The organism is Aeromonas sp. Marseille-Q5825, from assembly GCF_946892685.1.
In the GTDB taxonomy this organism is placed as follows: domain Bacteria; phylum Pseudomonadota; class Gammaproteobacteria; order Enterobacterales; family Aeromonadaceae; genus Aeromonas; species Aeromonas rivipollensis.
Genome location: NZ_CAMPOU010000006.1, coordinates 167,878 through 189,583 on the forward strand (window position 1 = coordinate 167,878; position 21,706 = coordinate 189,583).

General features: G+C 62.4%; 21 protein-coding genes. 16 read left to right on the forward strand and 5 right to left on the reverse strand.

Features of this window, described 5'->3' with window-relative positions:
• Positions 1-349 precede the first annotated feature (349 nt).
• From pntA to OC537_RS15680, 5 genes are all read left to right on the forward strand, one after another.
• Positions 350-1,876, forward strand: coding sequence for a Re/Si-specific NAD(P)(+) transhydrogenase subunit alpha (gene pntA / locus OC537_RS15660; RefSeq protein ID WP_106885533.1), 1,527 nt, complete (start codon positions 350-352; stop codon positions 1,874-1,876).
• 11 nt (positions 1,877-1,887) lie between these two features.
• On the forward strand, positions 1,888-3,372 hold the full coding sequence (gene pntB / locus OC537_RS15665; protein ID WP_106885534.1) for a Re/Si-specific NAD(P)(+) transhydrogenase subunit beta: 1,485 nt from the start codon (positions 1,888-1,890) through the stop codon (positions 3,370-3,372).
• A gap of 311 nt (positions 3,373-3,683) precedes the next feature.
• The gene (locus OC537_RS15670; RefSeq protein ID WP_262112621.1) at positions 3,684-4,976 is read left to right on the forward strand and encodes a serine dehydratase subunit alpha family protein; all 1,293 of its coding nucleotides are present in this window, start codon (positions 3,684-3,686) and stop codon (positions 4,974-4,976) included.
• Positions 4,977-5,132: 156 nt separating this feature from the next.
• Complete coding sequence (locus OC537_RS15675; RefSeq protein ID WP_163148398.1) at positions 5,133-6,533, forward strand: L-cystine transporter; 1,401 nt, start codon at positions 5,133-5,135, stop codon at positions 6,531-6,533.
• Between the two features lie 72 nt (positions 6,534-6,605).
• Positions 6,606-7,934 carry a CoA-disulfide reductase gene (locus OC537_RS15680; RefSeq protein WP_262112624.1) on the forward strand — a complete coding sequence of 443 codons (1,329 nt, stop codon included), beginning with the start codon at positions 6,606-6,608 and terminating at the stop codon, positions 7,932-7,934.
• 115 nt (positions 7,935-8,049) lie between these two features.
• On the opposite strand, the gene OC537_RS15685 is transcribed toward OC537_RS15680, so the two are convergent.
• Complete coding sequence (locus tag OC537_RS15685) at positions 8,050-8,805, reverse strand: outer membrane protein assembly factor BamD (protein ID WP_163137524.1); 756 nt, start codon at positions 8,803-8,805, stop codon at positions 8,050-8,052.
• A gap of 116 nt (positions 8,806-8,921) precedes the next feature.
• Here OC537_RS15685 and rluD point away from each other — a divergent pair, with 116 nt between their 5' ends.
• The 7 genes from rluD (at position 8,922) to OC537_RS15720 (ending at position 16,245) form a co-directional block, all read left to right on the forward strand.
• The gene (rluD, locus tag OC537_RS15690; RefSeq protein ID WP_005324417.1) at positions 8,922-9,902 is read left to right on the forward strand and encodes a 23S rRNA pseudouridine(1911/1915/1917) synthase RluD; all 981 of its coding nucleotides are present in this window, start codon (positions 8,922-8,924) and stop codon (positions 9,900-9,902) included.
• Positions 9,903-10,011: 109 nt separating this feature from the next.
• Positions 10,012-10,749 (forward strand): peptidoglycan editing factor PgeF, encoded by a 738-nt coding sequence (pgeF, locus tag OC537_RS15695; protein ID WP_262112628.1) that lies wholly within the window; start codon positions 10,012-10,014, stop codon positions 10,747-10,749.
• Positions 10,750-11,039: 290 nt separating this feature from the next.
• The gene (gene clpB, locus OC537_RS15700) at positions 11,040-13,616 is read left to right on the forward strand and encodes an ATP-dependent chaperone ClpB (protein WP_262112631.1); all 2,577 of its coding nucleotides are present in this window, start codon (positions 11,040-11,042) and stop codon (positions 13,614-13,616) included.
• Positions 13,617-13,676: 60 nt separating this feature from the next.
• Entirely contained in the window at positions 13,677-14,498 is an 822-nt protein-coding gene (locus OC537_RS15705; protein WP_262112633.1) for an MBL fold metallo-hydrolase, read from the forward strand.
• Positions 14,499-14,710: 212 nt separating this feature from the next.
• Positions 14,711-15,001, forward strand: a complete 291-nt coding sequence (locus OC537_RS15710; RefSeq protein ID WP_262112635.1) for a c-type cytochrome — start codon at positions 14,711-14,713, stop codon at positions 14,999-15,001.
• Between the two features lie 15 nt (positions 15,002-15,016).
• Positions 15,017-15,334: a c-type cytochrome gene (locus OC537_RS15715; RefSeq protein ID WP_262112637.1), complete on the forward strand. Its 318-nt coding sequence runs from the start codon at positions 15,017-15,019 to the stop codon at positions 15,332-15,334.
• Positions 15,331-16,245, forward strand: a complete 915-nt coding sequence (locus tag OC537_RS15720) for a c-type cytochrome (RefSeq protein ID WP_262112639.1) — start codon at positions 15,331-15,333, stop codon at positions 16,243-16,245. Before OC537_RS15715 ends, OC537_RS15720 begins: the two co-directional genes overlap by 4 nt.
• A 272-nt stretch (positions 16,246-16,517) precedes the next feature.
• On the opposite strand, the gene asnA is transcribed toward OC537_RS15720, so the two are convergent.
• Positions 16,518-17,510: an aspartate--ammonia ligase gene (asnA, locus tag OC537_RS15725; protein WP_262112640.1), complete on the reverse strand. Its 993-nt coding sequence runs from the start codon at positions 17,508-17,510 to the stop codon at positions 16,518-16,520.
• Positions 17,511-17,663: 153 nt separating this feature from the next.
• Here asnA and asnC point away from each other — a divergent pair, with 153 nt between their 5' ends.
• On the forward strand, positions 17,664-18,125 hold the full coding sequence (asnC, locus tag OC537_RS15730; RefSeq protein WP_005324409.1) for a transcriptional regulator AsnC: 462 nt from the start codon (positions 17,664-17,666) through the stop codon (positions 18,123-18,125).
• A 50-nt stretch (positions 18,126-18,175) separates the two neighbouring features.
• Here the strand turns inward: asnC and OC537_RS15735 are convergent, their stop codons facing one another.
• Positions 18,176-18,931, reverse strand: a complete 756-nt coding sequence (locus OC537_RS15735; RefSeq protein WP_410050483.1) for a substrate-binding periplasmic protein — start codon at positions 18,929-18,931, stop codon at positions 18,176-18,178.
• A 92-nt stretch (positions 18,932-19,023) separates the two neighbouring features.
• On the opposite strand from OC537_RS15735, the gene OC537_RS15740 reads away from it, so the two are divergent.
• Positions 19,024-19,560 (forward strand): DUF2301 domain-containing membrane protein, encoded by a 537-nt coding sequence (locus OC537_RS15740; protein WP_168235998.1) that lies wholly within the window; start codon positions 19,024-19,026, stop codon positions 19,558-19,560.
• Here the strand turns inward: OC537_RS15740 and OC537_RS15745 are convergent.
• On the reverse strand, positions 19,557-19,961 hold the full coding sequence (locus OC537_RS15745) for a CBS domain-containing protein (RefSeq protein WP_106885548.1): 405 nt from the start codon (positions 19,959-19,961) through the stop codon (positions 19,557-19,559). The two genes, OC537_RS15740 and OC537_RS15745, sit on opposite strands and share 4 nt — an antisense overlap.
• 129 nt (positions 19,962-20,090) lie before the next feature.
• Between OC537_RS15745 and OC537_RS15750 the strand changes: the two genes are divergently transcribed.
• Positions 20,091-20,795 carry an SDR family oxidoreductase gene (locus OC537_RS15750; RefSeq protein ID WP_262112647.1) on the forward strand — a complete coding sequence of 235 codons (705 nt, stop codon included), beginning with the start codon at positions 20,091-20,093 and terminating at the stop codon, positions 20,793-20,795.
• A 64-nt stretch (positions 20,796-20,859) separates the two neighbouring features.
• Here OC537_RS15750 and folK read toward each other — a convergent pair whose 3' ends face one another.
• Entirely contained in the window at positions 20,860-21,408 is a 549-nt protein-coding gene (folK, locus tag OC537_RS15755; RefSeq protein WP_139743799.1) for a 2-amino-4-hydroxy-6-hydroxymethyldihydropteridine diphosphokinase, read from the reverse strand.
• A gap of 125 nt (positions 21,409-21,533) precedes the next feature.
• Between folK and OC537_RS15760 the strand changes: the two genes are divergently transcribed.
• Complete coding sequence (locus tag OC537_RS15760; protein WP_106885551.1) at positions 21,534-21,626, forward strand: YnhF family membrane protein; 93 nt, start codon at positions 21,534-21,536, stop codon at positions 21,624-21,626.
• Positions 21,627-21,706: the final 80 nt, after the last annotated feature.

The window sequence follows — 21,706 nt, forward strand, 5'->3', positions numbered from 1 at the left end:
ACGCTAAGGTAGAGGCTCGGCAAAACATTTTTTTTGACTGGTTGGATCACTTTTTTCAGCGCATTTTGCTGGTATAAGCCCCTAATTTGGTTTGTTTTTTTTAATCATGGTCCGGGATGGGCTGAATTCTGTACCCGCCCGCTCGGGGTCGTGGTTGTAATAAAACTCCAAAATTTGATACTAATCACCTTCGCGCCTGAAAAGCGGGGGCCTGACCATGACAGGAGGTTGAGGTAAAGCCTGCTGATTTTCATAACAAAGGGCCCGTGACCTGCACTTTGATCATGCCTTGTCCCCTCAGACATGAGAGACTGGGCAATGATTGTTTATTAACCATCAGGGAATAGTCATGCAGATTGGAATACCGAGAGAGAGTCTCGCCGGTGAGACCCGGGTCGCAGCGACCCCGGCCACCGTCGAGCAGCTGAAAAAGCTCGGCTTCGAGGTCGCCATCGAGGCCGGTGCCGGCCAGCTGGCCAGCTTCGATGATGCCGCCTTCGAGGCTGCCGGTGCCAGCGTGGTGCCGAGCGTCTGGCAAGCCGACCTTATCTTCAAGGTCAACGCGCCGACCGATGCCGAGATCGCACAAATTAAGGATGGTGCCACCCTGGTGAGCTTCATCTGGCCTGCCCAGAACCCCGAGCTGGTCAAGAAGCTGTCCGAGCGCAACATCAATGTGATGGCGATGGACATGGTGCCGCGGATCTCCCGTGCCCAGTCCCTCGATGCCCTCTCCTCCATGGCCAACATAGGTGGCTATCGCGCCGTGGTCGAAGCCGCCCACCAGTTCGGTCGCTTCTTCACCGGTCAGATCACCGCCGCCGGTAAAGTACCGCCCGCCAAGGTATTGGTGATAGGTGCCGGTGTGGCCGGTCTGGCTGCCATCGGGACCGCCGGTTCCCTCGGCGCCATAGTGCGTGCATTCGACACCCGTCTGGAAGTCGCCGAGCAGATCGAATCCATGGGGGGGGAATTCCTCAAGCTGGACTTCGGTAGCGAGGACGGTGCCTCCAGCGACGGTTATGCCAAGGTCATGTCCGATGAGTTCATCAAGGCCGAGATGGAGCTGTTTGCCCAGCAGGCCAAGGAAGTGGACATCATCATCACCACCGCCCTGATCCCCGGTCGTCCGGCACCCAAGCTGATCACCAAGGAGATGGTCGACAGCATGAAGCCGGGTTCCGTCATTGTGGATCTGGCTGCCGCCACCGGTGGCAACTGTGAATACACCAAGCCGACCGAGCTGTTCGTCACCCCGAACGGCGTCAAGGTGATAGGTTACACCGATCTGCCGGGTCGTCTGCCCGCCCAATCCTCCCAGCTCTACGGTACCAACCTGGTCAACCTGATGAAGCTGATGTGCAAGGAGAAGGACGGCAACGTCGCCATCGACTTCGAGGACGTGGTTCAGCGCAACATGACGGTGATCCAGGCCGGTGAAGTGACCTTCCCGCCCCCCGCCATCTCCGTCTCTGCCGCGCCGCAGAAGCCGGCCGCCAAGGTTGCGCCGAAGAAGGCCGAAGAGAAGAAACCGTCCAACAAGAAGTTCGTGTTCGGTGCCCTCGGCATCGCCGCCTTCGGTTGGGTAGCTGCGGTGGCACCTGCCGCCTTCCTCTCCCACTTCACCGTCTTCATCCTGGCCTGCGTGGTCGGTTACTACGTGGTGTGGAACGTCTCTCACGCCCTGCACACGCCGCTGATGTCGGTCACCAATGCCATCTCCGGCATTATCGTGGTCGGTGCCCTGCTGCAGATTGGGCAAGGGTCGACCCTGGTCACCGTATTGGCCTTTATCGCCGTGCTGATTGCCAGTATCAACATCTTCGGTGGCTTCACCGTCACTCAGCGCATGCTGAAGATGTTCCGTAAGGATTAAGGGGGTTTAACGTGTCTCAAGGACTGGTAACAGCATCCTATATCGTTGCCGCCGTGCTCTTCATCCTCAGTCTCGCGGGACTGTCGAAGCAAGAAACGGCCAAGCATGGCAACCTGTTCGGTATCGCGGGGATGGCCATCGCCCTGCTCGCCACCGTCTTCAACCCGGAAACCAGTGGCGTGCACTGGATTGTCCTGGCCATGGTCATCGGCGGCGCCATCGGCGTGCGCCTGGCGCTCAAGGTCGAGATGACAGAGATGCCCGAGCTGGTGGCCGTGCTGCACAGCTTCGTGGGCATGGCGGCGGTGCTGGTGGGCTTCAACAGCTTCATCGACTTGCACCCCTCCGCACCCGCTGAGGTAGTCGTCTCCGTCGGCTCCAACCTGGATGCGACCCTGGCTGCTGCCCGGGCGGCGTTCGAGCAGGCGGCCAGCGTCGCCCAGGTCGAGCACCTCTCCGGCGCCATGCTGAACATCCACCTGGTGGAAGTCTTCCTGGGCGTCTTCATCGGTGCTGTGACCTTCACCGGTTCAGTGGTGGCGTTCGGCAAGCTGCGTGGCCTGATCTCTTCCAAGCCGCTGCAACTGCCCCATCGTCACAAGCTGAACCTGCTGGCCGTGGTGGTTTCTCTGGCGCTGATGATCCACTTCGTCAACGCCGGTGGCTCCACCTTCGCACTGCTGGTGATGACCCTGATCGCCTTCGCCTTCGGCTGGCACCTGGTGGCCTCCATCGGCGGCGCCGACATGCCGGTGGTGGTCTCCATGCTGAACTCCTACTCCGGTTGGGCAGCGGCGGCGGCGGGCTTCATGCTCTCCAACGACCTGCTGATCGTGGTGGGTGCCCTGGTGGGTTCCTCCGGTGCCATCCTCTCTTACATCATGTGTAAGGCGATGAACCGCTCCTTCATCTCCGTCATCGCCGGTGGCTTCGGCTCCGACGGTGTGGCCTCCACGGCCGATCAGGAGATGGGCGAATACCGCGAGACCAATGCCGAAGACGTGGCCGACATGCTGAAGAATGCCAGCTCCGTCATCATCACCCCGGGCTACGGCATGGCGGTGGCGCAGGCCCAGTATCCGGTTGCCGAGATCACCCACAAGCTGCGCGAGCGCGGCGTCAAGGTGCGCTTCGGTATCCACCCGGTTGCCGGTCGTCTGCCTGGTCACATGAACGTGCTGCTGGCGGAAGCCAAGGTCCCCTACGACATAGTTCTGGAAATGGACGAGATCAACGAGGACTTCAGCGATACCGACGTGGTGCTGGTGATAGGTGCGAACGACACCGTCAACCCGGCCGCCATGGAAGATCCGGGCAGCCCCATCGCCGGCATGCCGGTGCTGGAAGTGTGGAAGGCGCAGAACGTCATCGGCTTCAAGCGCTCCATGAACACTGGCTACGCCGGTGTCCAGAACCCGCTGTTCTTCAAGGAGAACACCCAGATGCTGTTTGGCGATGCCAAGGCCAGCGTCGAGGCCATCCTGAAGGCGCTCTAAGCGTCGATGGGATGAGACAAGAGGAGGCTTAGGCCTCCTTTTTTATTGCCCGCTTTTCACGGGGCGCGGGCAACACATTGATGGCAAAGGGCCTTGGCCGGGAGGGGGGATCCGTTGCCAGCGGCAGGGCAGCAATCCGGTGACGTTGCCCTCGCTGGAAGGCATAATGGCGGCAAAAGGCGAGGGGGCTCAATTTTATTTGATACTCGCGCCACTAGAATCAAATAAAGTGACATGGACGGGGTGGCCCTCCAGATAGCACCCATATCCTCATACGATGCCTGCGGCACAGTGAACCAGAGAAACCACAGATGAAAGCACAATGGACCGACTTTATTACTCTGCTCAAGCGTGAAGTGGTGCCGGCCCTGGGCTGCACCGAACCCATGTCGGTGGCGCTGGCCGCCGCCAACTGCCGCAAGCTGCTGGGGCAGGATCCGACCAACATCAGCGTCTGGGTCAGCGGCAACCTGTTCAAGAATGGCATGGGGGTCGGGGTACCCGGCACCGGCATGATAGGTCTGCCGGTCGCCGCCGCCGTCGGCATCACGGGGGGCAACCCGGATGCGGGGCTGGAGGTGCTCAAGACCCTGACCCCGGAGCAGGTGGACGCCGCCAAGGCGCTGCTGCCCATCATCAAGGTGGACGTGAAGGACGTGCCTGACGTGCTCTACGCCGAGGTGCTTGCCGAGGCTGAGGGTCACAGCGCCCGTGTGGTGATCTGTACCGACCACACCCGCATCGTCTTGATGGAGCTGGACGGCGAGGTGCTGATGGAGCAGGCCAGTGCCCCCGGGGTGCAGATCCAGCCCGCGAAATCCGGCAAGCCCGCCATGACGCTGCGGGAGATAGTGGCGTTTGCCCTGGAGGCGCCACTGGCCGAGCTCGACTTCATCCGCGAGGCCGCCACCATGAACCAGGCGCTGGCGGATGAGGGGCTGCAGGGCTATGGCCTGCGCATCGGCAAGATCCTCACCGAGCAGGTGGAGCGCAAGCTGCTCTCGGACGATCTGATGACGCTGGCCATGCGCCTCTCTTCTGCCGCGTCGGACGCGCGGATGGACGGCGCCATGCTGCCCGCCATGTCCAACTCGGGCTCGGGCAACCAGGGCATAGCCGCCACCATGCCGGTGGTCGCCGCCGCCCGCTTCCTCAAGGCCGATGACGAGCAGCTGACCCGGGCACTGGTGATGAGCCACCTGGTGGCCATCTACATCAAGGCCTACCAGAACAAGCTGTCGGCCCTGTGCGCCGCCAGTACCGCCGCCATGGGCTCGGGCGCCGCCATCACCTGGCTGCTGGGTGGCCAGTTCGAGCAGATCAGCCACTGCATCAACAACATGATTGGCGACGTCTCCGGCATCATCTGCGACGGTGCCGGCAGCGCCTGCTCCATGAAGGTGTCCACCTCCACCTCGGCGGCGGTCAAGTCGTCGCTGATGGCCATCAACAACCTGCACGTGCCCCAGAGCGAGGGCATAGTCTCCGACGATGTGGACCAGACCATAGCGAACCTGGGCCGTCTCTCGAAACAGGGGATGCTGGACACCGACATAGAGATCATCAACATCATGCGGGCCAAGCAACAAGGCAAGGCTGGCTGATGAGGGGGGCGGCACTGGCCGCCCCCGGTTTTTGCAGAGATTGACGTCACCCCGAACGGGGGGCGTGCCGCCACGATGCGGCCAGTTTCGGGGCGAGGCGCAGGGTGCGCCCGTCCATCCACCTCGGGCCTCGCCCGTTTATTTTTGGGGAATATCATGACTCTTAGCGTTATCGGTAATCTGGCCATCCTGGTCATGTTGCTGCTGTTTCTCTACCGCTTGCAGCAGACCCATGTCAGCTTCACCCGCCGCGTCTTCTCCGGGCTGGGGCTCGGGGTCCTGTTCGGCTGGGCCTTGCAACTGCTGTACGGCGTCGGCTCCGAGGTGCTGGTCCAGACCGGCGACTACCTGGATCTGGTCGGCAGCGGCTACGTGAAGCTGCTGCAGATGATCATCATCCCGCTCATCATGGTCTCCATCATAGGCGCCATCCTCAAGCTGAGCGGCGGCACGGCGCTCGGCAAGATCAGCGCCCTGACCATAGGGGTGCTGATCTTCACCACCATGATCGCCGCCGGGGCGGGCATACTGATGTCCAACCTGTTCGGCCTGAGTGCCGAGGGGCTGGTTGCCGGCGCCGCCGAGACGGCCCGTGGCGCGGCCCTGCAGACCAGCCTCGGCAGCGTCGAGAGTATGTCCCTCCCCAAGATGGTGCTGGAGTTCATCCCGGCCAATCCCTTCCTCGACATGACGGGGGCACGCAAGACCTCCACCATAGCCGTGGTGATCTTCTCCATCTTCATCGGCCTGTCCGCCACCGGCATCGCCCGCAAGCAGCCCGAGATCTTCGCCAGCTTCGAGCGCTTCATGCAGGTCGCCCACGCCATCGTCATGCGGATGGTGACCCTGGTGCTGCGCCTCACTCCCTATGGCGTGCTGGCGCTGATGGCCAAGGTGGTATCCGGCTCCAACTACGCGGACATCATCAACCTGCTGAACTTCGTGCTGGCCTCTTACGGTGCCATCGCCATCATGTTCCTGGTGCACCTGCTGCTGGTGAGCCTGGTGGGCATCAACCCGCTGCGCTTCCTCAAGAAGATCATGCCGGTGCTGGCCTTCGCCTTCACCTCGCGCACCAGTGCGGGCTCCATCCCCATGAACGTGCAGACCCAGACCCGGGCGCTCGGCATCCCGGCGGGCATCGCCAACTTCGCCGCCTCCTTCGGCGCCACCATAGGCCAGAACGGCTGCGCCGGCATCTACCCGGCCATGCTGGCGGTGATGATAGCGCCGACCGTGGGGGTCGATCCCCTGGATCCCGGCTTCATCATGACGCTCATCGCCATCATCACCGTCAGCTCCTTCGGGGTGGCCGGGGTCGGTGGCGGCGCCACCTTCGCGGCGCTGATCGTGCTCTCCGCCCTGGACTTCCCGGTGGCCCTGGCGGGGCTGCTCATCTCCATCGAGCCCCTCATCGACATGGGCCGCACCGCCCTCAACGTCTCCGGCTCCATCACGGCCGGCACCCTCACCAGCCGGTTGATGGGACAGACCGACATGGCCGTCTTCAACGGCGATGCCGAGGTCAGTCTGGACGGGGAAGAGTCCGCGGTCTGACCGGATCTTATCTTCTGATTTGTTTATGAAAAGGGGAGGCGAGGCCTCCCCTGTCGTGACTGGAGTCAAGCTATGCGTATTGTGATCATCGGTGGCGAAGCCGCCGGCATGAGTGCGGCGGCCAAGGCGCGCCGTCTGGCCAAAGATGCCGAGATTGTGGTCTATGAGGCCTCCGAGGTGATCTCCTTCGGTGCCTGCGGTCTGCCCTATTTCGTGGGGGATGATTTCCAGGAGCCGGGCTACATGGCCGAGTTCACCCCGGAGCAGTTCGCCGCCAAGGGGATAGAGGTGAAGATTGGCCACAGGGTGCTGAGCCTGGACGCGGCGGCCCAGACCTTGCGGGTGGAGCACAAGGGGGACAGCTTCACCGATAGCTACGATCGGTTGATGATAGCCACAGGTGCCCGCGAACAGATGCCCCCCATCCCCGGCTTGCAGCAGCAAGGGGTGTTCGGGCTGCGCCGCATGAGCGATGGGCTGGCACTGAAGGCAGCGGTGCAGGATCCGCGCAGCAAGAAGGCGGTGGTGATCGGCTCCGGCTTTATCGGGCTGGAGGTGGTCGAGGCCCTGGTCCATCAGGGCAAGGAGGTGCGCCTCATCGAGCTGGCGGACAGGGTCATCCCCGATGCCTTCGACTCTGAGATAACCCAGCACATCGAGACCGAGCTGCGGGAGCGGGGCGTCGCCCTGCATCTGGGTGAGCGCGTCCAAGCCTTGTTGGGGGAGGGCCGGGTCAGCGGCGTGCGTACCGACCAGGGTGAGTACCAGGCCGATATAGTCGTGGTCTGCACCGGGGTCAGGCCCAATACCGAGTTCCTGGCCGACACCGGCATAGCGCGGCTCGGCAATGGCGCCATCAAGGTCGACCGTCAGGGCCGCAGCTCGCTGACCAACGTCTGGTCGGCGGGGGACTGCGCCAGCGTCTGGCACAGCGTCAAGCAGCAGCAGGTCTATGTGCCGCTCGCCACCATAGCCAACAAGCTGGGGCGCATGGTGGGGGAGAACCTGGCCGGCGCCGGCCAGGAGTTTCCGGGCACGCTGGGCTCTGCGGCGCTCAAGGTGCTGGGACTGGAGGCGGGTCGTACCGGACTTTCTGAGAAAGAGGCCCAACAATTGGGCATCGACTACAGCACCGTGGTGATCAAGGACAAGTGCCACACCAACTACTGCCCGGGTCAGTCAGACATTCACGTCAAGCTGGTCTATGAGGCGGGCAGCAAGCGGCTGCTGGGGGGCCAGATCCTGGGGCGCAAGGGGGCGGTACACCGCATCGATGCCCTGGCGGTGGCCATCACCATGGGGGTGACCACGGATCAGCTCGGCATGCTGGACTTCGCCTATGCACCGCCCTTCTCCCGCACCTGGGACGTGCTCAACGTGGCGGGCAACGTAGCCAAGTAGCTGAATGAAGATGACGGCGCATGCAGGGTGCCGTCATGGGGGGCGCACTCTGCGCGGAGATTGCAGCCATAAAAAAACCGATGCCTTGGCATCGGTTTTTTTGTTCCCGTCATGCTCAGCCGCGGCCGAGGCGATTGTCCGGGTAGTTCTTGGCCAGCACTTCGCGGGCGTGGCGGGCCAGGGTCGGCATCTTCAGGGTATCGTAGGCGTTGACCATGATCTCCAGTGCCTTCTCTGTCTCGACTGTGTCGGGATAGGTTTCGACCACCAGTTTGGCGCGGTTGGCGGCGGCGATCAGGGCATCACGCTTCACGTAATACTCGGCCACCCCCAGATCGTAGCGGGCGAGGCGGGTTTTCAGACCGACCATGCGGGCACGGGCATCGGCCGCGTAGCTGCTGTTGGGGTAGCTCTGCAGCAGGGTCTTGAAGTCCTGGAAGGCCTGACGGGCGTAGGAGGGGTCCTTGTCGTCCCGATCTATGCCCAGGAAGTCCTGGAAGAAGTTGTAATCCGCCGCCATGTTGGTCAGACCGCGCATGTAGAACACGTAATCGATGTTCTTGTGCGCCGGGTTGAGGCGGATGAAGCGGTCGATATTGGCGATCGCCTGGGCGGTATCATCCTGCTTGTAGTAGGCGTAGATGAGATCGAGCTGCACCTGGTTTGAGTAGGCGCCGAACGGGTAACGAGAGTCCAGCGCTTCCAGCAACTCGATGGCATTCAGGTAGTTGCCTGTGTCCAGTTTGAGACGGGCTTTCTGGTACAGAACTTCCGGCGGTTCGTCGGGAACCTTGGGTTTGGTGCTGGAACAGCCAGTGATCAGCGTAGCGACCAAGGCGAGCGACATCAGCAGGCGAGACTTCTTTCCCATCAACAACATCCGGTCCATTTCCACGAAATTGGCAAAGTATCCGTTATGCTTGGCTAAAAGAAAAGCTAGAATACCCGGATTATTTCGAATTGATACCCCCGCTCAAGAGACCATACATGAGCCAGCATATTGAACTGACAGGCGAATTTCAGGATCACCAATTCGGGCAGCGACTCGACCAGGCCCTGGCCGAATTGTTTCCAGACTACTCCAGAACCCGCATCAAGGAGTGGATTTTACAGGACAGAGTGACCCTGGACGGTCAGGTTGCCAATACCCCGCGCGAGAAAGTGGTGGCCGGGCAGCAGGTACATGTAGATGTCGAGTTGGAAGATGACACCCGCTGGGATGCCCAGAACATCGACCTCAACATCGTCTATGAAGATGAACACATTCTGGTGATCGACAAGCCGGCCGGCCTGGTGGTTCACCCGGGCGCCGGCACGCCGGATGGCACCATACTCAACGCCCTGCTGCACCGTTACCCCGGCATCGCCGAGGTACCCCGTGCCGGCATAGTGCACCGTCTGGATAAAGACACCACTGGCCTGATGGTGGTTGCCAAGACGATCCCGGCCCAGACCCATCTGGTGGAGGCGCTGCAGGCGCGTCAGATCACCCGTGAGTACGAAGCCGTCGCCATAGGTCACATGACCGCAGGCGGTACCGTGGATGCCCCCATCGGCCGTCACCCGACCCAGCGTACCCACATGGCTGTGGTGCCCAATGGCCGTCCTTCCGTGACCCATTACCGGGTGCACGAGAAGTTCCGTGGCCACACTCGTCTGCGTCTGCGTCTGGAAACCGGTCGTACCCACCAGATCCGTGTCCACATGGCTCACATCAAGCATCCGCTGGTGGGTGATCCCGCTTACGGTGGCCGTCTGCGCCTGCTGCGCAATGCGACTCCGGAGCTGACCCTGGCCCTGCGCAACTTCAACCGCCAGGCGCTGCACGCCACCATGCTGAAGCTGGCTCACCCCATCACCGGCGAAGTCATGGAGTGGCACTCTGCCACACCGCAAGACATGCTGGATCTGATGGAAGTGCTGCGGGCTGATACCCTGGCCAACCCGGACGATTTGGTCTGGAGCTGATGCAATAGGGCCTGCGTCGGTTTCTGCCGCCGTCCGGCCCCAAGAGATGCCAAACGGGGTTCCCTTTCAGGAGCCCCGTTTTTATATCCGTGAATGGAAGGAGTCACAGATGAACTGGATTGAACCCGACTGGCCCGCTCCTGGCAATGTCAGGGCCCTGTCGACCACCCGGGATGGTGGCCTGAGCGAAGGGGTCTTCGCCGGGCTCAACCTGGGGGCCCATGTGGGGGACGAGCCGGCACGGGTCGAGGCCAACCGTGCCCGCCTGCAGCAGGCGGCGCAGATCCCCGGGCCCCTCAACTGGCTCAACCAGGTGCACGGCACCGCAGTCCACCCCGTCAGCAACGAATACGACGGGGCACCGGATGCCGATGCGGCCTGCGCCCAGCAAGCCGGGCAGGCCTGCATAGTGATGACAGCCGACTGCCTGCCGGTGCTGTTTTGCGACCGGGCCGGCACAGTGGTGGCTGCCGCTCACGCCGGTTGGCGTGGGCTGAAGGAGGGCGTGTTGGAGGCGACCATCGCCGCCATGGGCTGCGAGCCGGGGGAGATCCTGGCCTGGCTCGGCCCGGCCATAGGCCCCACGGCGTTCGAAGTGGGTGGCGAGGTGCGCGAGGCCTTTATGGCGGAGCAGGCCGAGGCGGTCGCCGCCTTCGTGCCTTCAGCCAACGATGGGAAATGGCTGGCGGATATCTACCTGCTGGCCCGGCTGCGACTGGCTCGCGCCGGTGTGAACGCTGTCTATGGCGGCGAATTCTGCACCTTCAGCGACGGCGATCAGTTCTACTCTTATCGCCGCGACTGCCAGACCGGCCGCATGGCATCGCTGATCTGGCTGGCAGAGTAATTGCCTCTGGGGACTGCCTCCCGTGCAGAGCGCAGTTCTACTGCCCATGTCGCCGCGACGGCCAGACCGGCCGGATGGCCTCCATCATCTGGTTGGCCCGCTAAGAAATCACCCGCCCCTCTCAAGACCAAATCCGCGCGAGAGGGGCGGGCATCCTGCCTCCTCCCCGTTTTGCAGAAAAAATAACCAGCCTCAACCCTTGAAATAACCCGTACGGGCCTCATTTACCTTGTCAGAAGATCATGTTGTTTGCCGCGCAAGCGGCGTGTCTGTTTCAAAGGGGGAGTGCAATGCGCCTCGATCGCCTGACCAGCAAATTCCAAGTCGCTATTTCCGATGCCCAGTCTCTCGCACTGGGTCGTGACCACCAATTCATCGAACCCGTCCACCTGATGACAGCCCTGCTCAATCAGGATGGCGGTTCCATCCGCCCGCTGCTGACCCTGACCGGGATGGACATCAACGCCCTGCGCTCCCGTCTCGGCGAGGAGCTCGACCGCCTGCCCAAGGTGAGCGGCGTCGAAGGGGACGTGCAACTTTCCAACGGCCTCGGTCGTCTGCTCAACGTCTGCGACAAGCTGGCCCAGCAGCGCAAGGATCAGTTCATCTCGTCCGAGCTGTTCGTGCTGGCGGCCCTCGACGAGAAGGGCAACCTGGGGGAGCTGCTGCGCGCCCAGGGCCTGACCAAGGAAAAACTCGAGCAGGCCATCGACAAGGTGCGTGGCGGCAAGAAGATCGATGATGCCAACGCCGAGGAGAACCGTCAGGCGCTGGAGAAGTACACCATAGACCTCACCGAGCGGGCCGAACTCGGCAAGCTCGACCCTGTGATCGGCCGGGATGAAGAGATCCGCCGCACCATACAGGTGCTGCAACGCCGCACCAAGAACAACCCCGTGCTGATCGGTGCCCCCGGTGTGGGCAAGACAGCCATCGTCGAGGGGTTGGCCCAGCGCATCATCAATGGCGAGGTGCCGGAAGGGCTCAAGAACAAGCGGGTGTTGTCCCTCGACATGGGGGCCCTGGTGGCCGGTGCCAAGTATCGCGGCGAGTTTGAGGAGCGGCTCAAGGCGGTGCTGAGCGATCTCGCCAAGGAGGAGGGCAATGTCATCCTCTTCGTGGACGAGCTGCACACCATGGTCGGCGCCGGCAAGGGCGAGGGGGCCATGGACGCGGGCAACATGCTCAAACCGGCTCTGGCGCGCGGTGAGCTGCACTGCGTCGGTGCCACCACCCTGGACGAATATCGCCAGTACGTGGAGAAAGACGCCGCCCTTGAGCGCCGCTTCCAGAAGGTGCTGGTGGAGGAGCCCTCGGTGGAGGACACCATCGCCATACTGCGCGGCCTTAAAGAACGCTACGAGCTGCACCACCATGTGCAGATCACAGACCCCGCCATAGTTGCGGCGGCCCAGCTGTCCCACCGCTACATCGCGGATCGCCAGCTGCCTGACAAGGCCATCGATCTCATCGACGAGGCGGCGGCCAGCATCCGGCTGCAGATCGACTCCAAGCCTGAGTCCCTGGACCGGCTGGAGCGGCGCATCATACAGCTCAAGCTGGAGCAGCAGGCGCTGATGAAGGAGGACGACGACGCCAGCCGCAAGCGCCTCGATCTGCTCAACCAGGAGCTGACCGAGAAGGAGCGGGAATACAACGAGCTGGAAGAGGTGTGGAAGGCCGAGAAGGCCGCCCTTGCCGGTACCCAGCACATCAAGGCGGCGCTGGAGCAGGCCCGTCAGGATCTCGAGGTGGCCCGCCGGGCCGGGGATCTCGGCCGCATGTCCGAGCTGCAATACGGCCGCATCCCCGAGCTGGAGAAACAGCTGGATCTCGCCACCCAGGCGGAGATGCAGGAGACCAGCCTGCTGCGCAACCGTGTCACCGACGTGGAGATCGCAGACGTCCTGGCGCGCTGGACCGGCATTCCGGTGGCGCGGATGCTGGAAGGGGAGCGGGACAAGCTGCTGCGGATGGAAGAGCAACTGCACAGCCGGGTGATCGGCCAGGAAGAGGCGGTGGACGCCGTCTCCAACGCCATCCGTCGCTCCCGGGCCGGGCTGTCCGATCCGAATCGCCCCATCGGCTCCTTCCTGTTCCTCGGGCCGACCGGGGTGGGCAAGACAGAGCTGTGCAAGGCGCTGGCTGAGTTCCTGTTCGATACCCAGGACGCCATGGTGCGCATCGACATGTCCGAGTTCATGGAGAAGCACAGCGTGGCACGGCTGGTGGGGGCGCCTCCCGGCTACGTGGGCTACGAGGAGGGGGGTTATCTCACCGAGGCGGTACGCCGTCGCCCCTACTCGGTGATCCTGCTGGACGAGGTGGAGAAGGCGCACCCGGATGTGTTCAACATACTGCTGCAGGTGCTGGACGATGGCCGCTTGACCGATGGTCAGGGCCGCACCGTCGATTTCCGCAATACCGTGGTGATCATGACCTCCAACCTCGGCTCGGATCTCATCCAGGAGCACTACGCCGAGAAGGACTATGAGGAGATGAAGGCCCTGCTGATGGAACTGCTGACCCGCAGCTTCCGTCCGGAGTTCATCAACCGGATCGACGAGACTGTGGTGTTCCACCCGCTGGACGAGGATCACATCAAGTCCATCGCCCGCATCCAGCTCAAGAGCCTGATGGGCCGTCTGGAGTCCCAGGGCTTCGAGGTGGAGGTGAGCGAGGAGCTGTTGACCAAGCTGGTCCACGCCGGTTTCGATCCCGTCTACGGGGCGCGTCCCCTCAAGCGGGCAATCCAGCAGAAGGTGGAAAACCCGCTGGCCCAGGCCCTGCTCAGCGGCCGGGTCATCCCCGGCAAGAAGTTGCTGCTGGGTGCCGACAGCAACGGGCTCACCATGAGCCAGCCATGATGGTGTCATCGATGAAAAACGCAGGCCTTGTGCCTGCGTTTTGTTTTCAGGGTGATTGAGATGCTGAAGTTTTCCGTCTTGGTGGATGATGATGTTCATCTACCCGGCTGCCTGCCTGAAAAGGGACTGTCGTTGCTGTTGGAGTGCGATGGCCTCAGGGTGCTGTTCGACAGCGGTCGTGGCCGGGCGCTGCGCCACAATGCCGAGGTGATGGGGGTCGATCTCGGCTCTCTCACCCATGTGGTGCTGTCCCACGGTCATTACGACCATGTGGGCGGCATCGGCTCCCTGCCCCTATATCCCGATCCCATCCCGTTGATCGCCTGTCCGGATGTGTTCAATGAGCGGGGCTACTTCCTGCCGTTGCTGCCCCGACGCTACAACCTCTACCGCCTCTCGGGGGATCTGGATCCGCAACAACTGGCGATGAGAGGGCTGCTCCCTCACTGTTCGGCCGAGCCGGTCTGGCTGTCCGAGCGTCTGGTGTTTCTCGGGAGCATCGCGCGGCGCGACATGGCGGCTCCTTCCCTGCTTGGCTACATATTGCGAGGTGGTCGAGTGGAGAAGGATCTTATCAGCGACGACTCAGCGCTGGCCTACAAGAGCGAGCAGGGTCTGATTGTCTTCATCGGCTGCGGCCACTCCGGGGTCGAAAACATCGTCCAGTGGGCCAAGGAGGTGTGTGGCGACGAGCGGGTGCATGCCGTCATAGGTGGCTTGCACCTGAAGTTTTCCGGCCCGCAACGGGCAGCGGTGCTGGGGTCATATTTGCAACGGGAAGGGGTCGGCCGCCTTTTTGCCTGCCACTGTACCGGCAAGCGGAAGGTGGGGCTGCCAAGGCAAACCCAGATAGGGGCGGGCTTTGAACATGTGTTCCCGTGAGCCTGAGCGAGGTGGGAAGCGAGCCCAACCAGCACTGCGGCGCTGGCGATGAGGCCATCGACCAGAACCACGCCAGCCCTAGGACTGGCGTTTTTTATTGTCGCAGCATGTTGGCGTTAACATGGCGATAACTATTGGTCATCGAATTGTAGTGATAGGCTTCATACCATTAATGACGCCATTGTCATTGTCAGGAGAGGGAGCCTTTGCCGATGAGAACACGATTTTCGCTCATGTTGCTGTGCAGCAGCCTGGTGCCCCTGGCGGTGCAGGGGGAGCAAGCAACCCAGGATGTGCCCCAGATCTGCGCCACCTGCCACGGGATGAACGGCGTGCCCAAGGAGTCGAACATCCCCAATCTCTGGGGACAGTCGGAGGCCTACCTGACCGAGCAACTGCGTGCCTTTCGCAGCGGCAAACGGGTCAGCGATTTCATGAATCCCATCATCTACCAGTTGAGCGACGAGCAGATAGCCCGGGCGGCCAGCCATTTTGCCGGCTAGGCTGCCGCCAGGGAGGTGAGCCTGCACTGGAGCGGCGACAAGTGGCCCGGGGACATGGAGACGGGGGAGCGGCTGGCCCTGGCCGGCAAACCTGAGCGTAATCTGCCGGCCTGCGTGGCTTGCCATGGCCCGAGTGGCGTCGGCGTCATGCCCCTGTTTCCCCGTCTCGCCGGTCAGGATCCCGCCTACCTCAAGCGGCAGTTGATCTACTGGAAGGCCGACAAGCGCCCGCTTGGCGCCATGGGCTCCATGCCTGCCATCGCCAAGTCGCTCAGCGAGGCGGAAATGGACGCCGTGGCCAACTACTTCGCGGCGCAGGGGGTGGCGAAATGAAGCATGCATATCTGATGGCCTGCCTGCTGGCCGGTCTGGCTCATGGCGCAGCGTTCGAGGATCAGTTCAGCGTCCCGCTCGGGGAGAAGGCACCCGATGGCAACTACCACAAGGTGCCCGACTGGTCTGCCGTGCCGGAGGGGGAGATGGGCGCGGCCATCAAGCGTGGCTACAGCCTGTTCGTCAACACCCAGCAGCTCAAGGGGCAGGGCCAGCCGGGGAACAGCTTGCAGTGCAGCAACTGCCACCTGGGGGCCGGCATCATTGCCGGTGCCAGTCCGATGTGGGGGGCCTATCCGGCCTACCCCGCCTATCGCAAGAAGAACAACAAGGTGAACACCTATGAGGATCGGCTGCAAGGTTGCTTCCTCTATTCGATGAATGCCAGAGAGGGCCAGCCCCCCGCCTATGACAGTCAGGCGATCCGGGATCTGGTGGCCTACTCCTACTGGCTGGCGAGCGGCGCCCCCATCAGTGACAAGCTGCCCGGGCGCAACTTCTTCACCATCGCCACCCCTCCCCAGGCCCCCGATTTCAAGCGGGGCCAGAGCGTCTATGCCGAGCGCTGTGCCGATTGCCACGGCGGTGAGGGGGAGGGCAAGAAGGTGGCGGATCGCTACGTCTTCCCACCCCTGTGGGGCAAGGAGAGCTACAACTGGGGCGCGGGTATGCACGGCATCGACAAGGCGGCCGCCTTCATCAAGAGCAACATGCCGCTCTCCCAGGGGGGGAGTCTGAGCGATCAGCAGGCCTGGGATGTCTCCCTTTACATCAACAGCCACGGGCGCCCTCAGGATCCCAGGTTCAAGGGGGATCTCGGCCAGACCATCAAGGCGTTCCATGGCACCTACTCCCAGTACGGCTTGCCTTCCCCGGTGGATGGCCACCTGCTGGGCAGCAAGGCGTATTGAGGGCTGAGGCAGGACTGCAGAGGGGCTCAGGCCCCTTTTTTCATGGGCCGCTCGGGTGCAGGCAAAAAAAACGGCAATCCGAAGATTGCCGGGAGGAATGTATTCGATGCGACCTTGCGTGGGTTGAGCGGGTCGCAGGGGCAAGCCCCGGTTTCGCAGCGGGTCATCCTGGATGACCCTCTCCTTACAGCCTGTCCGGACTGCGCTCTTTCAGTCCGCACCGCCACACACCTTCGGCATCCGGCATGGGTTGCCGGATGCCATCAATCTGCTTACAGCATGCCCGGGATAGCTGCCTTCATCTCGGATGGCCAGACACCTACTTGCACCTGACCTATGTGCTCTTTTTGCAGCAACAGCATGGCCAGACGGGATTGGCCTATGCCGCCGCCTATGGTTTGCGGCATCCGCTCGGCCAGCAGATCCTGGTGCCAGTCGTACTGCAGGCGATCCTCGTCGCCGGTGATGGCGAGTTGGCGGCGCAGGGCCTCGGCGTCCACCCGGATCCCCATGGAGGAGATCTCGAAGCTGTCTTCCAGCACAGGGTTCCACACCAGGATGTCGCCGTTCAGACCCGCCAGACCCAGTTCGCTCTCGCTGCTCCAGTCGTCATAGTCAGGGGCACGCACATCGTGGCGCTCGCCGTGGGAGAGGGCACCGCCGATGCCGATGAGGAAAACGGCTCCCAGCTCCTTGGCGATGGCCCGCTCGCGCCCCTTGGCATCGAGGTCCGGGTAACGGGTCAGCAGCTCTTCGCTGTGCAGGAACTGGATCTCGCTTGGCAGGAAGGGGGTCAGCTCGTGTTCGGCGCAGACCGCGCGCTCTGTGGCCTTGATGGCGGCCCAGATGCCGCGCACCGTCTCCTGCAGATAGGTGAGATCCCGGCGCTCGCTTGGCATCACCTTCTCCCAGTCCCACTGATCTACGTAGACGGAGTGGATGGGGGTGAGTCTGTCTTCGTCCGGGCGCAGGGCCTTCATGTGGGTGTAGATGCCTTCACCCGGGCCGAAGCCGAAGCGACCCAGGGTATGGCGCTTCCACTTGGCCAGGGAGTGCACCACCTCGTAGCTGTGTTCGGGGAGTGTCTTCACCTTCACTTGCACCGCATTCTCGTGGCCGGAGAGGTTGTCCTGAGTGCCATCGCCGACCCGGCTCAGAATGGGGGCTTGCACCTCCATCAGACCCAGTTGCTGGGCGAGCTGGCGGGAGAACATCTCTTTGACGAAGCTGATCTGTTGTTGGCTGCGAATGTAGTGCTGTTTCATGGGAAATACCTGTTTCAAACCCGTTGGATGTGGCGATTCTTCAACAGATTGCGCACTAAATTCAATATTCGATAATAGAAATAGGCTTTATGCATTTTTTTGTTCAAAATATCCGGGCTTTTACTGAGACATCGTCAACGGGAGTGCAAAAAAGTGTCGGAAAATTATCGGATCGATAATCTCGATCAGGCCATCCTCACCGCCCTGATGGAGAATGCGCGCATTCCTTATGCCGAGCTGGCCAAACAGCTGGCGGTCAGCCCGGGCACCATTCATGTGCGGGTGGAGAAGATGAAGCAGGCGGGGATCATAGAGGGGACCCGGGTGCAGGTGAATGCCAAGAAGCTGGGTTACGACGTCTGCTGCTTTATCGGCATCAACCTCAAGAGCGCCAAGGATTACCCCTCGGCCCTGGCCAAGTTGCAGGCGCTGGACGAGGTGGTGGAGGCCTATTACACCACTGGCCACTACAGCATCTTCATGAAGGTGATGACCCGCTCCATCGACGAGTTGCAGACTGTGCTGATCCACAAGATCCAGACCATAGACGAGATCCAGTCCACCGAAACCCTGATCTCGCTGCAAAATCCCATCCTTAGAGATGTGAAACCCTGATCTCGCTGCAGAACCCGATATTGAGAGACGTGAAGCCCTGACCCTAGGGATCAGGGCTCGAGATAGGGGATGCCGTATTTGTCGTAGAGGGCCTTGAGGCGGCCGTCATGCTTCATGTGCAGCAGTTCGGCGTCATAGGCCGCCATCAGGGCCGGGGTGTCGGCATCGGCCCGGGAGCGGGTCCAGACATTGAAGTAGGGACTGGTCTTGAGGGGTTTTGGCAGGTAGCCGAGCCTGCCCTCCAGCCCCTCTTCCCTTATCTGGGTGAAGGCGGTGACCAGGGACATGGGGACCAGATCGATGCGCCCGGCGATCAGCTTGCGCAGTTGCAACTGGTTGATGGGGATCGCCTGGAAGCGATAGGCAGGATCGGCCATGGCCGCCGTCAATTCTGGGGTGTAGGAGAAGTCCTTGGTGACACCTATGCGCCAGGGCTTGAGATCGGCCAGGGTCTGGTAGTGGATCTTGCTCATGTCGGCCTTGCGCACGAAGAAGTGCCAGCTGTGGCGGATATGGGCTTGTTTGGGGTAGAGCAGGTAGCGCGTTCGCTCCGGCTTGTAGGAGTGGCTAAGCAGCAGGTCATAGACGCCGCCCTCGGCGTTGCGGGTGAGTCTGGCACCGGAATCGAGCAGCTCTATCTTGATGGGGACCTGGAGGACGCCAAAGATGGTGGTGACCAGATCCACATCCAGCCCCCGTGGCTGCCCTTTCTCATCCAGCCACTTCAGGGGGGGCTCCAGCAGGCCGCCAATGACCAGCTCCCTGGCCGACAGCCAGCAGGGCAGCAGCAAGCAGAACACGAGCAAGATCCGCAAATCACATCTCCTGAACACTCGGGGCTGGTTTAAGCGCAACGGGGTATAGTGACCGGCAGATACCTCAATAGAGACGACCCCGGATGGCAAACCCTGAAGTAGAAAGCGAACTGGATGGCATCGACAGGCTCTCTGTCTGTCTCTATCGTCTCGGTCTGAGTCTGACAGCTTTGCTGCTGTTGTGTCGAGGGGTTGGCTTGCTGGGAGGACCGGCGCCCTTGTCGCCCTCCGTCTGGCTGACCATGCTGGTGGTGGCCAGCGGCCTGTGTGGATTCTGCCTGCACATTTATGACAAGCGGGTCCGGTTTCTCCTGCAGGGGCTGGCCTGGGGCGGACTGATGCTGGCCGCCTGCGGCGCCCCCGCCCTCCTGGTGCTGGGGGCTGCCCTGGCCACCCTCTGTGGCCTGGCGTTCAAGGAGCAGTTCTGCTTCGCCATCCCGGGTATCAGGCTCTTGCCTCTGCTGTTACCCCTGCTATGGCTGCTGGAGTGGACCCGCTTCGCCTGGGCCACGGCCCTGGTTGCCCTGGTGAGCGGCTTGCTGCTCGGCCTGCTCAGTCTGGCCAAGTGGCGCATGCCCCTGCATTTCGATATCGGCGATCGGGGACGCTACCAGCTCTAGGTGGCCTGGCACTGCTTCATCTGCGCGTTGAGGGCCTGCATCACCTGCCGGCGGTTGATGATGCCGACCACCTTGCCCCCTTCCAGCACCGGATAGACCTTGGGCCTGGCCCCCGTCATCTGGCGGGCGAGATCCAGGATGCTGTCGTCCGGGCTGACGAACAGCGGGGTGCGGCTCATCAGATCCTCCACCCGGGTGCGGCTGTCGCAGTGATAGCTGCCGGTGAGCAGGCTGGGGATGCAGTCCTGCTCGGAGAGAAATCCGATCAGCCGTTTCTGATCGTCCAGCACCGGCAGGCCGCTCGCATCGGCCTGATGGAGTCTGTCGAGGGCCTCGGCCAGGCCGAGTTGCGGGCTGAGGGAGTGGGTCAGGCGGCTCATGTGATTGCGGATCTGCAGCATCTGGGTGGCTCCAAAAGGGTTAAAGTGGTGTCACTATGTCCCCTGGACGGCGGACGGGGCCAATGGCTTGTGCCGTGGAGATTGATAGGCAGGTCCCCGGGTCGGCAAGCACTGACAAAAGGAGAGGTTATGCGTGCATTGGTAACGGGCTGCGGCCGTCGGCTGGGATTCTACCTGTGCGAACAGCTGGTGGCCGCGGGCTGGCAGGTGACGGGCAGTTATCGCAGCGAGCGGCCCGAGCTGGCCCGCTTGCGGGATCTGGGGGTGGAGCTGGTGCAGGCGGATTTCGCCGTGGAAGAGGATGTGGCCCGCCTTGTCACTGTGCTGGGAGCCCATGACGATCTGGCATTGATCATCCACAACGCCTCCGCCTTCGAGCCACAGGCGGCGGATCCTGCGGTGCAGCTGGCCCAATTCGAACAGTTCTACCGGGTACATATGGCGGCGCCATTTCAGCTGAACCGCGCGCTGGCCCCCAAGCTGGCAGGCAATCCCAACGCCAGCATCATCCACATCACCGACATCTACATTCATGCCCCGGCGCCCCAGTTCGCAGCCTATGTGGCCACCAAAGCCGGGGCGCATTCGCTGGCCATGAGCTTTGCCAGGGAGCTGGCACCGGCGGTACGGGTCAACACCATAGAGCCCGGCCCCATACTATTCCTCGACGAGCATGGGGACGCCTGGCGTCAGCAGGTGCTGGCTCGGACGCCGCTGGCGAGGGAGGGGGGGCTGGAGCCCATCTGGCAGGCAGTCAGGCTCTTGATGGCAAACGACTATATGACGGGGGCCAGCATCCGGGTGGACGGTGGCCGGGCCCTCGCCGTCATCTAGACGTCATGAGGGGGATGGAGGTGGCGGTAGCCTGCTCGGGCGTTCGCCGCCCTGTGCCGGGCGCCTAGTTGGGCCGAATGCTTGCCTGATGGGCAGGCAGGTCCGGGTGCACGGCGGGCAACTCCTGACGCTGTTCGGCAGCTTGGCGCAGGGCGACGGGCTGCTGGCCGAAGCTCTGCTGCGCAAACACCTTGCTGGTCTGCAGACGCAGCGCCACCTTGTGGGCGCCGACCCGTCCCCCCTCATACATCTCGGCCAGCAGATCCCTGAGATAGGCATCCACCCCGACCCCGGCGAAGGCATCCCTCTCATGGCTGGCCAGGATGTCGATGTCGAGGGGCCTGTCAGTCACCTTGCACAGGGGATTGCCGCGATCCCGCCCATGGGCCAGCTCCATGGTGACGAATTCGGCTTTCAGCTGGGCGGCGGAGAGCTCGCTCTGGACGACGAACAGGCAGTTGAGAAAGTCATGGCGCGACTGCATCCCCACCGGTTTGGTCTGGATCACCGAGCTCAGACGCAGCTGACCGAAGCGCGCCAGCAGCTCTTCCACGGCCTGGCTGACATGCTGGGCAGGGTCGAGATTGGATCCAATGCTGCAGAGGTAAAACATGGTTGCCATTCCTTGGGTTGGGCTCGTCTGAAATATATACGCAGCTCACGGTTATCGGATTCACTATGAATTAACATGTCGTTATCTGTTGTGATCCAACTCTGATTGGCAGAAAGGAGGTTCATATGAGTGTGGAGATGAAGTGGGCGCTGTTGACCGCCTCAGGTGCCCTGGCAGTGATCCTGATAATCTGCCTGGCGTCCGTCGGTCTGGCGTGAATCCTGACCCCGAGTGCAACCAAACCGGCCCCCTGGCCGGTTTTGCTTTTTCATGGAGTGCGGATATGCTGGCCCACCCA